The organism is Shewanella zhangzhouensis (assembly GCF_019457615.1).
Classification (GTDB): domain Bacteria; phylum Pseudomonadota; class Gammaproteobacteria; order Enterobacterales; family Shewanellaceae; genus Shewanella; species Shewanella zhangzhouensis.
Map to the genome: position 1 here is coordinate 1,306,974 of NZ_CP080414.1, position 13,241 is coordinate 1,320,214.

At 54.0% G+C, this 13,241-nt stretch carries 11 protein-coding genes and 8 tRNA genes; 17 read left to right on the forward strand and 2 right to left on the reverse strand.

The window, feature by feature from the left end; genetic code table 11:
• The first annotated feature begins 266 nt into the window (after positions 1–266).
• From recA to K0H63_RS05725, 16 genes are all read left to right on the forward strand, one after another.
• A complete protein-coding gene (recA, locus tag K0H63_RS05650) occupies positions 267–1,334 on the forward strand; it encodes a recombinase RecA (protein WP_011759162.1) in 1,068 nt (355 codons plus the stop codon).
• Positions 1,335–1,345: 11 nt separating this feature from the next.
• On the forward strand, positions 1,346–1,783 hold the full coding sequence (locus K0H63_RS05655) for a regulatory protein RecX (RefSeq protein WP_220067098.1): 438 nt from the start codon (positions 1,346–1,348) through the stop codon (positions 1,781–1,783).
• Positions 1,784–1,998: 215 nt separating this feature from the next.
• A complete protein-coding gene (alaS, locus tag K0H63_RS05660; protein WP_220067099.1) occupies positions 1,999–4,620 on the forward strand; it encodes an alanine--tRNA ligase in 2,622 nt (873 codons plus the stop codon).
• 33 nt (positions 4,621–4,653) lie between these two features.
• Complete coding sequence (locus K0H63_RS05665; RefSeq protein WP_220067100.1) at positions 4,654–5,865, forward strand: aspartate kinase; 1,212 nt, start codon at positions 4,654–4,656, stop codon at positions 5,863–5,865.
• 113 nt (positions 5,866–5,978) lie between these two features.
• The gene (csrA, locus tag K0H63_RS05670) at positions 5,979–6,173 is read left to right on the forward strand and encodes a carbon storage regulator CsrA (protein WP_011759166.1); all 195 of its coding nucleotides are present in this window, start codon (positions 5,979–5,981) and stop codon (positions 6,171–6,173) included.
• A gap of 230 nt (positions 6,174–6,403) precedes the next feature.
• Positions 6,404–6,495, forward strand: a tRNA-Ser gene (locus K0H63_RS05675).
• Between the two features lie 23 nt (positions 6,496–6,518).
• Positions 6,519–6,595 (forward strand) — tRNA-Arg (locus K0H63_RS05680).
• 35 nt (positions 6,596–6,630) lie between these two features.
• Positions 6,631–6,707 (forward strand) — tRNA-Arg (locus tag K0H63_RS05685).
• 32 nt (positions 6,708–6,739) lie between these two features.
• A tRNA-Arg gene (locus K0H63_RS05690) sits at positions 6,740–6,816 on the forward strand.
• A 39-nt stretch (positions 6,817–6,855) separates the two neighbouring features.
• Positions 6,856–6,932 (forward strand) — tRNA-Arg (locus tag K0H63_RS05695).
• Between the two features lie 29 nt (positions 6,933–6,961).
• Positions 6,962–7,038: transfer RNA gene (locus K0H63_RS05700), tRNA-Arg, on the forward strand.
• A gap of 7 nt (positions 7,039–7,045) precedes the next feature.
• Positions 7,046–7,137: transfer RNA gene (locus K0H63_RS05705), tRNA-Ser, on the forward strand.
• 46 nt (positions 7,138–7,183) lie between these two features.
• Positions 7,184–7,260, forward strand: a tRNA-Arg gene (locus K0H63_RS05710).
• A gap of 412 nt (positions 7,261–7,672) precedes the next feature.
• Positions 7,673–7,930: an OadG family protein gene (locus K0H63_RS05715; protein ID WP_220067101.1), complete on the forward strand. Its 258-nt coding sequence runs from the start codon at positions 7,673–7,675 to the stop codon at positions 7,928–7,930.
• Positions 7,927–9,726 carry a sodium-extruding oxaloacetate decarboxylase subunit alpha gene (gene oadA, locus K0H63_RS05720; protein ID WP_220067102.1) on the forward strand — a complete coding sequence of 600 codons (1,800 nt, stop codon included), beginning with the start codon at positions 7,927–7,929 and terminating at the stop codon, positions 9,724–9,726. Before K0H63_RS05715 ends, oadA begins: the two co-directional genes overlap by 4 nt.
• A gap of 9 nt (positions 9,727–9,735) precedes the next feature.
• Positions 9,736–10,866 (forward strand): sodium ion-translocating decarboxylase subunit beta, encoded by a 1,131-nt coding sequence (locus tag K0H63_RS05725; protein WP_220067103.1) that lies wholly within the window; start codon positions 9,736–9,738, stop codon positions 10,864–10,866.
• 53 nt (positions 10,867–10,919) lie between these two features.
• On the opposite strand, the gene K0H63_RS05730 is transcribed toward K0H63_RS05725, so the two are convergent.
• Together K0H63_RS05730 and K0H63_RS05735 are read right to left on the reverse strand one after the other, a co-directional pair.
• Entirely contained in the window at positions 10,920–11,093 is a 174-nt protein-coding gene (locus K0H63_RS05730) for a hypothetical protein (RefSeq protein ID WP_220067104.1), read from the reverse strand.
• A 147-nt stretch (positions 11,094–11,240) separates the two neighbouring features.
• The gene (locus tag K0H63_RS05735; RefSeq protein WP_220067105.1) at positions 11,241–12,494 is read right to left on the reverse strand and encodes a dicarboxylate/amino acid:cation symporter; all 1,254 of its coding nucleotides are present in this window, start codon (positions 12,492–12,494) and stop codon (positions 11,241–11,243) included.
• A gap of 247 nt (positions 12,495–12,741) precedes the next feature.
• On the opposite strand from K0H63_RS05735, the gene K0H63_RS05740 reads away from it, so the two are divergent.
• Entirely contained in the window at positions 12,742–13,158 is a 417-nt protein-coding gene (locus K0H63_RS05740) for a YqaA family protein (protein ID WP_220067825.1), read from the forward strand.
• Positions 13,159–13,241 lie beyond the last annotated feature (83 nt).

Sequence of the window (13,241 nt, forward strand, 5' to 3'; positions counted from 1 at the left end):
GGGACTTGTCAGGTCAAAGCCTGTACAGGACCGGGGTAGAGCCTATGGGCGCCCAGTCTACCAAGTTTTTCGACAAAGTGATCCTTTTCAATTCAAGGCGATGAAAGAGCCTATTTCGATGCTGTTGAAAATTATTTCATACAGGGGTTGATACTGTATGATTGTACAGTATACTAGCTTTCAATATGTACAAATACACAGGGCTTTTGCCTGAACCGCATTAACCGTTGCGTCTTCACAGCGCTTGCTGTGTGTGAGAGGGAACAATGAAAATCGATCCAAATAAAGAGAAAGCACTTGCCGCCGTTCTTGGCCAAATTGAAAAACAATTTGGTAAAGGCTCCATCATGAAGCTGGGCGAAGACCGCTCCATGGACGTGGAAACCATCTCCACCGGCTCGCTGTCTCTGGACGTGGCTCTTGGTGCAGGCGGTCTGCCAATGGGCCGTATCGTAGAAATCTATGGTCCTGAATCATCAGGTAAAACGACTCTGACCCTCGAAGTGATTGCTGCGGCTCAGCGTGAAGGCAAAGTGTGCGCCTTTATCGATGCCGAACACGCCCTCGACCCTGTATATGCCCGTAAGCTGGGTGTAGATATTGATAACCTGCTGTGCTCTCAGCCAGACACCGGTGAACAGGCGCTGGAAATCTGTGATGCTCTGACCCGCAGTGGCGCCGTTGACGTAATCATTGTGGACTCGGTAGCGGCGCTGGTTCCCAAGGCCGAAATCGAAGGTGAAATCGGTGACTCTCACGTAGGTCTTGCGGCCCGAATGATGAGCCAGGCCATGCGTAAGCTTGCTGGTAACCTCAAGCAGTCCAATACTTTGCTGATTTTCATCAACCAAATCCGTATGAAAATTGGTGTGATGTTCGGTAACCCTGAAACCACCACAGGTGGTAACGCTCTGAAATTCTACGCATCCGTGCGTTTGGATATCCGCCGCACCGGCGCCATCAAAGAAGGCGACGAAGTGGTGGGTAACGAAACCCGCGTGAAAGTGGTTAAAAACAAGATTGCCGCGCCTTTCCGCCAGGCCGATTTCCAAATCCTCTATGGTCAGGGCATTAACCGTACCGGCGAGTTGGTAGACCTGGGTGTACTGCACAAGCTGATTGAAAAGTCCGGTGCATGGTACAGCTACAAGGGCGACAAGATCGGTCAGGGCCGTGCCAACGCCACCAAGTTCCTGGCTGAAAATACTGAAATTGCAGCCGAAATTGAAAAAACACTGCGTGAAATGCTGCTGTCACACAGCTCATCTTCCGGTAGTGCCGATGAAGTAGAAGGCGATGAAAACATCGACTTCGAAACCGGAGAAGTGTTCTGAGTCAGGAACTGATGAATCACGCGCTGGCATCACTTGCCAGGCGTGATCACAGCCGCAATGAGCTCAAGCTTAAATTGCTCGCCAAGGGACACGATGCCCTTGAGATTGAGCGGGTACTGGATGAGTGTGAAGCCAAAGGTTATCTGAACGACAGTCGCTATGGAGAATCAGTCGTTCGCTCATCGGTACTGAAGGGCCACGGCGCCGCCAGAGCGCGTCAGGCCATGATAGCCAAGGGATTGGATAAAGAGGTTATTCAAAGCAATCTGGAAGGCTGCGAAGTGGATTGGTACGCCCAGGCACGGGCGAAGGCGCTGAAAAAATTTGGCGCAACCAAACCTGCCGATGCCAAAGACAGGGCAAAGCGCATACGCTATCTCGCCGGACAAGGATTCAGTTTTGATGAGATTGCCCACGCTCTGGATTTTGACCCTTACGATATGGAATGAAGACCGCAACTGTTGCGGTCTTTTTATATTTGCCTCTCGCTTCACTCTGGCCATTTTTCACAGTGGCTCTGTCCTTTGTTTGCCTCGGATTTCGCGGCCTGTGCGCTATCTTCTTCGAAAGTCTTGAGGTTATAATGAGCCCCAAATTTTTGTCGGCAGCCCGTGGAAGTGGCTGCGGCTTGTCGTATCAGGCTTATCCAACTCAGGACGTTTTCATGTATCAAACCACAGCCGCGCTTCGCAGTGCTTTTCTCGAGTATTTCAGGCAGCAGGGTCACCAGGTAGTAGACAGCAGCTCTCTGGTTCCCGGTAATGATCCAACACTGCTGTTCACCAACGCCGGTATGAACCAGTTCAAAGACTGTTTCCTCGGTATGGAGAAGCGCAGCTACGTACGGGCCGCGACTGCGCAGCGCTGCGTACGTGCCGGTGGCAAGCATAACGACCTGGACAACGTGGGTTACACCGCCCGTCACCACACCTTCTTCGAAATGCTGGGTAACTTCAGCTTTGGCGATTACTTCAAAGAAGATGCCATCCGCTTTGCCTGGGAATTCCTCACCGGTACCCTGAAACTGCCTAAAGAGAAGCTGTGCGTCACTGTGTATCACACCGACGACGAAGCCTTTGAGATCTGGAACAAGCAAATCGGTGTTCCTGCTGAAAACATCATTCGCATCGGTGATAACAAGGGGGCGCCATTCGCATCAGACAATTTCTGGCAGATGGGCGATACCGGTCCTTGCGGACCTTGTACCGAAATCTTCTACGATCACGGCGAGCACATTTGGGGTGGCCGTCCCGGCAGTCCGGAAGAAGACGGTGACCGCTTTATCGAGATCTGGAACATCGTATTTATGCAGTACAACCGTCAGTCCGACGGTACGCTGGACCCGCTGCCCAAGCCTGCGGTGGATACAGGTATGGGTATTGAGCGTATCTCTGCCATCATGCAGGGCGTTCACTCCAACTACGAAATCGATATTTTCCAGAAACTGATAGCCAAGACCGCCGAAATCATCGGTGTGACCGACTTGGAAAATAAATCCCTTCGCGTTATCGCTGACCACATCCGCTCCTGTGCCTTCCTGGTTGCCGATGGCGTGATGCCATCCAACGAAGGCCGCGGCTATGTGCTGCGTCGCATTATCCGCCGCGCTGTGCGCCACGGTAACAAACTGGGCGCTACCGACACCTTCTTCTACAAACTGGTGCCTACACTGATAGAGGCTATGGGGGATGCTGCCAAGGAACTTAAGGCCACCCAGACCATTGTGGAAAAGGCCCTCAAAGCCGAAGAAGAGCAGTTCGCCCGGACTCTGGAGCGTGGTCTTGGCATGCTTGATGCCGCGCTGGCCGACCTCAAGGGTGATACCTTGGACGGCGAAACCGTATTTAAACTCTATGATACCTACGGCTTCCCGGTAGATTTAACCGCCGACGTGTGCCGTGAGCGTAACCTTAAAGTCGACGAAGAAGGCTTTAATGCCGCCATGGCCGAGCAGCGCAGCCGCGCCCAGGCCGCAGGTCAGTTCAGTGCCGACTATAACGCCGCGCTGAAAATCGATACGGCCACCGATTTTTGTGGTTACACCGAGCTTGCTGGCGAGAGTAAAGTCGTTGCGCTTTACCGTGATGGTGAATCTGTCGATGCGGCAGAAGCGGGCGCCGATCTGGTTGTCGTACTTGACAACACCCCATTCTATGCCGAGTCCGGTGGTCAGGTTGGTGACAAAGGTCAGCTGCTGGCCGAAGGTGTTGAATTCGTCGTTGCCGATACCCAAAAGTTCGGTCAGGGCATTGGTCATAAGGGCCAACTCGCCAGCGGCAGCATCAAGGTTGGTGACAGCCTCAAAGCCATGGTGGATAAGAAGCTGCGTCATCGCACTGAACTTAACCACTCAGTAACTCACCTGCTGCACGCTGCGCTGCGTCAGGTGCTGGGGACTCACGTGACCCAGAAAGGCTCTCTGGTTGACCCTGAGCGTCTGCGTTTCGATTTCTCCCACTTCGAAGGCGTTAAGCGCGAAGAGCTTAAGGCGGTTGAAGATCTGGTGAATACCCAGATTCGTCGTAACCACGAACTGAATTTCGCCGAGATGGATATCGAAGAAGCCAAGGCAAAAGGCGCCATGGCACTCTTTGGTGAAAAGTACGATTCCAAGGTGCGCGTTGTGACCATGGGGGACTTCTCCATCGAGCTTTGCGGTGGTACCCACGTGGGCCGTACCGGCGATATTGGTCTCTTTAAGATCACTTCTGAAGGCGGTATCGCCGCAGGTATCCGTCGTATCGAAGCCGTGACTGGTGCAGCCGCCATGGCCTATGTTGCTCAGCAGCAGGCCGAGCTTGAAGAAGCCGCCGCACTGCTTAAAGGCGACGTTGCCTCTGTGGTCGCCAAGCTTAAGGCCCAACTCGACAAAGCCCGTCAGCTTGAGAAAGAGAACGCCCAGTTGAAAGACAAACTGGCCGCGGCTGCCAGTGCCGACCTTGCCGGTGACGCCCTGGATATCAATGGCGTTAAGGTGCTGGTTAAGCGTCTTGAAGGCGTGGAAGCCGGCGCACTGCGCGGTTTGCAGGATGAACTCAAGCAGAAGCTCAAGTCAGGCGTTGTGTTACTGGCCATTGGCAGTGGTGACAAGGTGAACCTGATTGCCGGTGTGACCCAGGATCTGACCGGCAAAGTGAAGGCCGGTGAACTGGTTGCCATGGTGGCTGCTCAGGTGGGCGGGAAGGGCGGTGGTCGCCCTGATATGGCCCAGGCTGGTGGCAGCGAACCTGCCAAGCTCGACGGTGCCCTGGCCAGTGTTGTGCCTTGGCTTAATGAGCGTCTGTAACAACGGACGGGTCTGAGTAGTAGCAGGCTGTTTGTGACAAAAATTTATGTAAAGAAGTTCGGAGGCACCTCTGTGGGTACCTTCGAACGCATTGAGGCGGTGGCAGATGCCATCGCCAAGGCGCATTTTGAAGGTGAGAGACAGGTGTTGGTGCTCTCAGCTATGGCCGGAGAAACCAACAGGCTTTATGCCATGGCCGCCAACATAGACCCTCTGGCACCCGCCCGGGAATTGGACATGCTGGTGAGCGCCGGTGAGCAGGTCAGTATTGCTTTAATGTCCATAGCACTGGCAAGACGGGGCGTTAATGCCAGATCTTTGCTGGGTAGCCAGGTCAAGGTGCGCACCAACAGCCAGTTTGGCAGAGCCAGTATTGAGTCCGTTGATACAGGGTTGTTGATGCAGTTGCTGGACGACGGCGCTGTACCCGTTATCGCCGGGTTTCAGGGGGTCAACGAGCAGGGCGATGTGACAACCCTTGGGCGTGGCGGCTCAGATACCACTGCCGTTGCCATTGCCGCCGCGCTTGATGCCGCTGAGTGCCAAATATTTACTGATGTGACCGGTGTCTTTACCACAGATCCCAACATAGACCCCGATGCCCAGAAACTCGATAGCATCAGTTTCGAAGCCATGTATGAAATGGCACGGCAGGGGGCCAAGGTATTGCACCCGGACAGCGTTGCCTGTGCCCGCCGTCATGGTGTTGTGTTGAGGGTGTTGTCGAGTTTCGAGTCCGGCAGTGGCACCCTGATCCGCTTCGATGAGCCTGAACACTCCGGCTCGGGCATAGTGGGCATTGCCGTTACCCGCGGACAAGGCCTGGTGTCAGTTGCTGGCCTGGTGGATCAGCCGCAGGCGGAAGTGGCACTGTTTCAGGCGCTTGCAAACGCTTCGGTGGATACTGATCTTGTGGTGCAGTTGGCGGACGAAAAAGCGCTGGCATTTACCCTGGCGCAGGGTGCACTCGATAGAGTGCTGACCCTGATAGACAGGTTGGCGCTTGAGCAGCCTCTGGCGGAAGTCCGTCATGAGTCGCCACTGGCCAAGGTGTCCCTCGTCAGCACAGGTAAAGCTGTCATGGCTGAGGTGGGGGCGCGTGTCACCGAGCTTTTGGAAGCACAAAACATTCGTGTTAAGTTACTCTCGACATCAGAAATCAAACTGTCGGTGGTAATTGATGAGGTGCATCTGCAGCATGCCGTCAGAAGTTTGCACAGAGCGTTCGACCTCAATAAAGTATGAATATCCAAGCGTTTTGGTATTCAATACTATAATTTGTACTAAGCTGACTTTATAATAATGTGACGTCCAGGTGTCTGTCCTGGCGTATGGAATGGGACTAAAGGAGCAAGCGAATGCTGATTTTGACACGTCGTGTTGGCGAAACACTGATGATCGGTGACGAAGTCACGGTGACAGTGCTGGGTGTAAAGGGAAATCAGGTGCGCATCGGTGTGAATGCACCTAAAGAAGTGTCTGTTCACCGCGAAGAGATCTACCAGCGTATTCAATCTGAAAAAACAGGTTCGCCCGAGGGCGGTAACTACTGAGCCTGTTTTACGGCTCCAGCAGGGGCGTCCAGGACGGACAGTAGAAGAGTCAGCCAAGGGCTGGCTTTTTTATTGCCTGTAACTTAAGGACGACAACTTGTGACGGCGCGCAAAGGCTGATTGTGCTTGGGTTTCAAGCATGTGATTAAAAACAGGGCAATCAGATCTGCTTTGGGAAAAAGGGTTTGACTTATTTTCTTCAAACAGTAATATGTGCGCCAAGAAAAGACGGAGAGGTGGCCGAGTGGCCGAAGGCGCTCCCCTGCTAAGGGAGTATGGGCTTTATCTCCCATCGAGGGTTCGAATCCCTCCTTCTCCGCCATTTTCTTAAAGCGATAAAAGTGTGCGCATGTAGCTCAGCTGGATAGAGTACCTGGCTACGAACCAGGCGGTCGGAGGTTCGACTCCTTCCATGCGCGCCAGCTTTTATCGCTTTTAGCAGTAAAGAAAACAATTCGCGCATGTAGCTCAGCTGGATAGAGTACCTGGCTACGAACCAGGCGGTCGGAGGTTCGACTCCTTCCATGCGCGCCACTTCTTTCTTCTGTTTATCTGATAGTTTCAACGCGCATGTAGCTCAGCTGGATAGAGTACCTGGCTACGAACCAGGCGGTCGGAGGTTCGACTCCTTCCATGCGCGCCACTCTCAGATATCAGATTACTGCAGCAGACTTTTTGAAACGCGCATGTAGCTCAGCTGGATAGAGTACCTGGCTACGAACCAGGCGGTCGGAGGTTCGACTCCTTCCATGCGCGCCAAAAGTCTTTAAAGATTGAACGAATTCAATGCGCATGTAGCTCAGCTGGATAGAGTACCTGGCTACGAACCAGGCGGTCGGAGGTTCGACTCCTTCCATGCGCGCCAAATTCGCGGAGAGGTGGCCGAGTGGCCGAAGGCGCTCCCCTGCTAAGGGAGTATGGGCTTTATCTCCCATCGAGGGTTCGAATCCCTCCTTCTCCGCCATTCTTTACTATACTCTTTAAGCTTGCCCTTAAGAGTCACAAAATTTGCGCATGTAGCTCAGCTGGATAGAGTACCTGGCTACGAACCAGGCGGTCGGAGGTTCGACTCCTTCCATGCGCGCCATATTAAAAGCCCCTGATTACTCAGGGGCTTTTTCTTTTCCCGCTCATTTCGGTTTGTCTCACTGCATAAGTTTCAGTTCGCCTTAACTGCCGTTGGCATATTGTCCGTGACTACGAATGCATAGTCTGCGTTTCCATGTGCCAATTTTATATCAGTGATTTTTCCCGCCTCAGATTCTCCTTACTTTAATTTCACGGCTATATTTTTGAGAATTATTTAAATCAGTCGTACTTAATCAATAAATATTGGTAAGACCAATTTACAAGTCGTTGCCTTTATCGTTAATAAAAGGTTATCTTTCGGGGTGCTATTTTTGCCTGTTGTTACATTTTGGTATCGATGGGGTTGAGTGAAGTGAGCGAGTTTTCGCATTTTTATGCGGCTCAAGCCAACAAACTTTTGAGGGAAAGTCATGACATCAGTGATGGATCAAATGGGCGAGGCCCTGTGGATCATGGTACTGGGCATGGTGCTGGTATATGCGTTTCTGGGGATTTTGATCCTTGGACTTAAGCTGATTGCCAATCGATATGCACCCAAGGCCGAAGACAATGAGAAACGGCCAGAAACATCCGTGGCTTCCGCTCAGTCCAAGGGGCTGGATCCTCGTCTGGTGGCCGCTATCACCTCCGCCATACAACAATACCGAGCCCAGGAGGGACGTTCATGACCAAAGCCTTGGCCCTTACCGATGTGGTGCTGCGCGACGCGCACCAATCCCTGCTTGCCACCCGTTTACGCATCGAAGACATGCTGCCCATCGCCGCCAAGTTGGATCAGGTGGGCTATTGGTCGCTGGAGACCTGGGGCGGCGCGACCTTCGATGCCTGTATCCGCTATTTGGGGGAAGACCCCTGGGAGCGGCTGCGGCTGCTCAAGCAAGCCATGCCCAAGACCCCGATGCAGATGCTGCTGCGGGGGCAGAACCTGCTGGGTTATCGCCACTATGCCGACGATTTGGTGCACAGATTCGTTGAGCGCGCCCACGACAACGGCATGGATGTATTCCGGGTGTTTGATGCCATGAATGACGTGCGCAACCTGCAAGAGGCGGTGCGCGCGGTCAAGCAGGTGGGCGCCCATGCACAGGGCACCATTTCCTACACCACCAGCCCGGTGCATAACCTGGACACCTGGGTGGACATGGCCAAGCGTCTTGAGGATCTGGGCTGCGATTCGCTTTGTATCAAAGATATGGCCGGTCTGCTGCGTCCCATGGAAGCCTTTGAGCTGGTGAGCAGGCTTAAGTCGCAAACCGGGCTGATGGTGGCCATGCACAGCCATGCCACCACCGGGCTTTCTACCGCCACCTACCAGAAGGCGATTGAGGCCGGTATCGATGTACTGGATACCGCGATTTCGTCCATGAGCCAGACCTACGGCCACAGCGCCACCGAGACACTGGTGGCCATGGTGGAGGACACGGAGCGTTCCACGGGGTTGGATATGGCGCTGCTGGAAGAGATTGCCGCCTATTTCCGTGAGGTGCGTAAAAAGTATGCCAAATTTGAAGGCGCGCTGCAGGGCATTGATTCCCGAATTCTGCGCGCCCAGGTGCCAGGTGGCATGCTCACCAACATGGAGAGCCAGCTTAAAGAGCAGGGCGCCAGCGATAAACTCGATTTGGTGCTCGATGAAATTCCCAGAGTACGCGAAGATCTGGGCTTCTTGCCGCTGGTAACACCGACCTCTCAGATTGTGGGTACCCAGGCGGTGATCAACGTGCTCACCGGCGAGCGCTACAAGTCGCTCACCAAGGAAACCGAGGGAGTACTCAAGGGCGAATACGGTGCCACCCCGGCGCCGGTGAACAGCGAGCTGCAGCAGCGGGTACTTAAGGGAGCTGAGCCTGTCACCTGTCGCCCTGCCGACTTGCTGACTCCAGAGGTGGAGCGTCTTCGCACCGAGCTGGTCCAAAAGGCCACAGCCGAGAACATCAAGCTCAGTGAAGATCTCGATGATGATGTGCTCACCTATGCACTGTTTCCGCAGATTGGCCTGCAGTTCCTTAAAAACCGTGGCAATGCCGATGCCTTTGAGCCAGCGCCTGTGGCCGTGGCTCAGGCCTCGTTAGCCCCAGTCAGGGCGAACTCGGGGCCAGAAACCTACACAGTGAAGGTGGATGGTCAAACCTACGTGGTTGAAGTTGCCGCCGGCGGTGAAATCAGTCAAATCCAGCCACAGGGAGCAAGTCAGTCCAGCGCCGCAGTTGCCCCTGCCGCCGCAGCGGCTGCACCTGTAAGCCACGAAATCAAACTGGAAATGAGCGCGCCTCTGTCTGGCAATATCTTCAAAATCCATGTGTCGCCCGGCGATACGGTGAAGGCGGGGGATGTGGTGATAATCCTCGAAGCCATGAAGATGGAAACCGAAATCCGTGCCCAGGCCGACGGTGTCATTGCCCGTCTTTGGGTGAAAGAAGGTGACTCGGTTGCCGTTGGCGCTCAGCTGTTGTCGTTGGCCTAAGGAGGCATGATGGAAGGATTGATGGCCTTTTGGGCCGAAACGGGCATTGCCCACTTTACCCTGGGGCAGCTACTGATGATGGCAGTGGGCCTGGTGCTCTTGTATCTTGCCATTGCCAAGGGATTTGAGCCGCTGCTGCTGTTGCCTATAGGTTTTGGCGCCGTGCTTGCCAATATCCCCAATGCCGGGTTTACCGAGGAAGGCGGTTTACTTTATTACCTCTATCACGTGGGACTCGAGACCGGCATCTTTCCGCTGCTGATTTTCCTCGGTGTAGGGGCATTGACCGACTTTGGCGCCCTGATTGCCAACCCCAAGACCCTGCTGCTCGGGGCCGCGGCCCAGTTTGGTATTTTCGCCACCTTGCTGGGAGCGATTGCGCTCAATCTGGTGCCAGGGTTTGAGTTTTCCATGAAAGATGCCGCCGCCATTGCCATTATTGGTGGCGCCGACGGCCCCACGGCTATTTTCCTCTCCACCAAGCTGGCGCCAGAGCTTCTGGGCGCCATTGCGGTGGCGGCTTACTCCTACATGGCACTGGTACCCATTATCCAGCCGCCAATTATGCGCGCGCTTACCACCAAGGAAGAGCGCGCCATCAAGATGGAGCAGCTGCGGGAAGTGAGCAAAAAAGAAAAGGTGCTGTTTCCGTTAATGGTACTGGGGCTGACCATTCTATTTTTGCCGGCAGCAACACCACTTGTTGGTATGTTCTGCCTTGGCAACCTGATGCGTGAGTCCGGGGTCGTGGACCGTCTGTCCAACACGGCGCAAAACGAGCTTATCAACATAGTCACCATCTTCCTGGGGCTGGCGGTGGGCTCCAAGCTCTCGGCCGAGCAATTCCTGCGGGTAGAGACTCTGGGGATCCTAGTGCTCGGCGCCGTTGCCTTCTCTATCGGCACAGCGGCCGGCGTGCTGATGGCAAAGGTGCTCTGCAAGCTCAGTGGCGGCAAGGTCAATCCGCTGATTGGCGCGGCAGGTGTCTCGGCCGTGCCCATGGCGGCACGGGTGGCCAATAAGGTCGGGCTTGAGGCCAATCCGCACAATTATCTTTTGATGCACGCCATGGGCCCCAATGTGGCCGGGGTGCTCGGCAGTGCTGTGGCTGCCGGTATCTTGCTCGCGGTATTGGGGTAGCGGTCAATCCAATAAAAAAAGCGCCTGAGGGCGCTTTTTTTTATTGTGGGGGATTATTGGACCCGGGTCAGCCACAGCAGCAGCGTCATCAGGACAATCAGGGTGCCGCTGATGGCGATGATATAGATATAACCGGTTTTGCCTTTTGACAGCGGAATACCGTTAAAGCGTAAAAAAATTGTCCACAACAGGCAAAGGATGATGGGAAACAGAAAGAGCTTGGTCATGGCAACGGCTTGTTATTATTGATATCACTTGGGTCAGTGTAGGTGCTTTGCGAACCAAGGTAAACAAGGGCCAACAGTAAACAAAAAAGGCCATCCCCCTGGGAATGGCCTTTCAGAGAACAGGTAACTCAGTTACCGATGAGCAGCTCAGGCGTTGCCTTCGACCATTTTATCTTCTTCTACCTTATAAAAACGCTCACGGTCCAGCTCACCTTCGGAGTTGCCAACCACCACGGCGGTCATCATATCGCCGGTGACGTTGGTGCAGGTCCGTATCATATCAATCACGCGGTCTATGGCGGCGATAAATGCAATGCCTTCCAGGGGCAAACCCACCACGCCCAGGGTGACTGTCAGCATTACCATGGCGCTACCGGGCACACCTGCGGTGCCTACTGAGGCCACAGTGGCCGTCACAGCAATCAGCATGTAATCGGTCATATCCAGCGGAATACCATAGATTTGCGCAATGAAAATGGCGGCAATGGCGGGGTAAATACCACCGCAGCCATCCATGTTCATGGTGGCGCCCATGGGCAGCACAAAGGCACTGTAACGCTTGGAGACGCCCATGGACTCGGCACACTTGGTGGTCACTGGCAGCGTTCCGAAGCTTGAAGCCGTACTGAAGGCAACCAGCTGGGCCGGCATGGCCTTACGGAAAAACTGTACCGGGCTTAAGCGGGCGGCAAATTTCACCAAACCACCGTAAACAAACAGGATATGGATAAGTGCAGCCACGTAGATGGCCACGATAAATTTGCCCAGCGGCAGTAGGGTAGAGAGGCCATACTCGCCCACCACCCAGGCCATCAGGCCAAATACACCGATAGGGGTCAGCTTGAGCACCATGCGGGTCAGTTGGAACATGACCTCGGCACCGGCGTCGAATACTTTTTTCAGTGGCTCGGCTTTTTCGCCAACCGCGTTGATGGCAATCCCCACCAGGGCAGCAAACACAATAATTTGAAGCACTTTACCGTTGGTCAGAGAGGCGAAGGGATTGACCGGGATCATATCCAGCAACACCTGGGAAAAGCCCGGTACGACGCGTTCGCGCACTTCGGTACTGGCAAGCTGCATGCTGCCGCCCATATCGAAGCTGCTGCCCACCGCCAGACCAATCAAGGAGGCCAGGGTGCCGGTCAGCATAAAGAGCGCCAGCGTCTTGAAACTCAGGCGTTTAAGGTTGGTTGAGCTGCCAAGGGAGGTGATACTGACCACAATGGCGCACAGTACCAGAGGTGCAACCAGCATCTTGATGGCGGCAATAAAGAGATCGCCAAGGGGCTTGAGCACGGTCGCCGATTCCCCCAGTAATACCCCTGTGAGTATCCCCAGCGCAAAACCAGCCAGCACTTTCTGCCAGAAGGGAATTTTACTTAATGTTTGAATTATCATTGAGTTTCCGAATTTACTAAATCAGTGGCCCACAGCGAGGCTACCTTGCCCAAAAAAGACAACGGGGCAAAACCGCGGTAGCCCGTACATAACAGCAGTGTGGGAAAATACAGCCGAAAAGGCATTGTATAAACACATTGAGATGCAAAACAAACCGTTTTTGATATAACTTATTGTGATATCTGGGTTTGTTTTTATAGCGTTAAAGTTATCTATTTTTATTAACCTGGTTTTTGGGAGTCAAATGATGGAGCCCCTGTGGTTGATGTTTTCCGGCGCCTTTCTGGCGGCCACTCTGTTGCCCGGTGGTTCTGAGGTACTTTTGCTGGCGCTGGTGAACTCCAACCCGGAGCTGTGGTTTTCCCTGTTTGTGGTGGCAACCCTGGGAAATACCCTCGGGGCACTCACAAGCCTTGGACTGGGCCGCCTTGGCCGGGTTGCCTGGGAGCCTGAACACTTGTCCCTTTCTCAGCGCCGTGCCCTGGCCTTGGTGGAAAAATACGGTGTCTGGAGTCTGCTGCTGTCATGGGCCCCCGTTATCGGTGACATTCTTTGTGTGCTCGCAGGCTGGCTCCGACTGCCGTTACTGATGTCTATTGTTCTGATTTTAATTGGAAAAGGTGCCCGCTATGGTTTGCTCTTATTGATGATGCAGGCCTTTTGACATTTTTTATTACAACACTCCTGGCAAAAGCCTGATGGGCCTGTTTCTGAGTCTGATATAGTCGGGCGTTGTTATTGGTTAAC

Excerpts from the sequence above, each read along its gene's own strand:
- recA (WP_011759162.1), top strand. The coding sequence starts at position 267 with ATGAAAATCGATCCAAATAAAGAGAAAGCACTTGCCGCCGTTCTTGGC.
- K0H63_RS05655 (WP_220067098.1), top strand. The coding sequence starts at position 1,346 with ATGAATCACGCGCTGGCATCACTTGCCAGGCGTGATCACAGCCGCAAT.
- alaS (WP_220067099.1), top strand. The coding sequence starts at position 1,999 with ATGTATCAAACCACAGCCGCGCTTCGCAGTGCTTTTCTCGAGTATTTC.
- csrA (WP_011759166.1), top strand. The coding sequence starts at position 5,979 with ATGCTGATTTTGACACGTCGTGTTGGCGAAACACTGATGATCGGTGAC.
- K0H63_RS05715 (WP_220067101.1), top strand. The coding sequence starts at position 7,673 with ATGACATCAGTGATGGATCAAATGGGCGAGGCCCTGTGGATCATGGTA.
- oadA (WP_220067102.1), top strand. The coding sequence starts at position 7,927 with ATGACCAAAGCCTTGGCCCTTACCGATGTGGTGCTGCGCGACGCGCAC.
- K0H63_RS05725 (WP_220067103.1), top strand. The coding sequence starts at position 9,736 with ATGGAAGGATTGATGGCCTTTTGGGCCGAAACGGGCATTGCCCACTTT.
- K0H63_RS05730 (WP_220067104.1), bottom strand. The coding sequence starts at position 11,093 with ATGACCAAGCTCTTTCTGTTTCCCATCATCCTTTGCCTGTTGTGGACA.
- K0H63_RS05735 (WP_220067105.1), bottom strand. The coding sequence starts at position 12,494 with ATGATAATTCAAACATTAAGTAAAATTCCCTTCTGGCAGAAAGTGCTG.
- K0H63_RS05740 (WP_220067825.1), top strand. The coding sequence starts at position 12,742 with ATGGAGCCCCTGTGGTTGATGTTTTCCGGCGCCTTTCTGGCGGCCACT.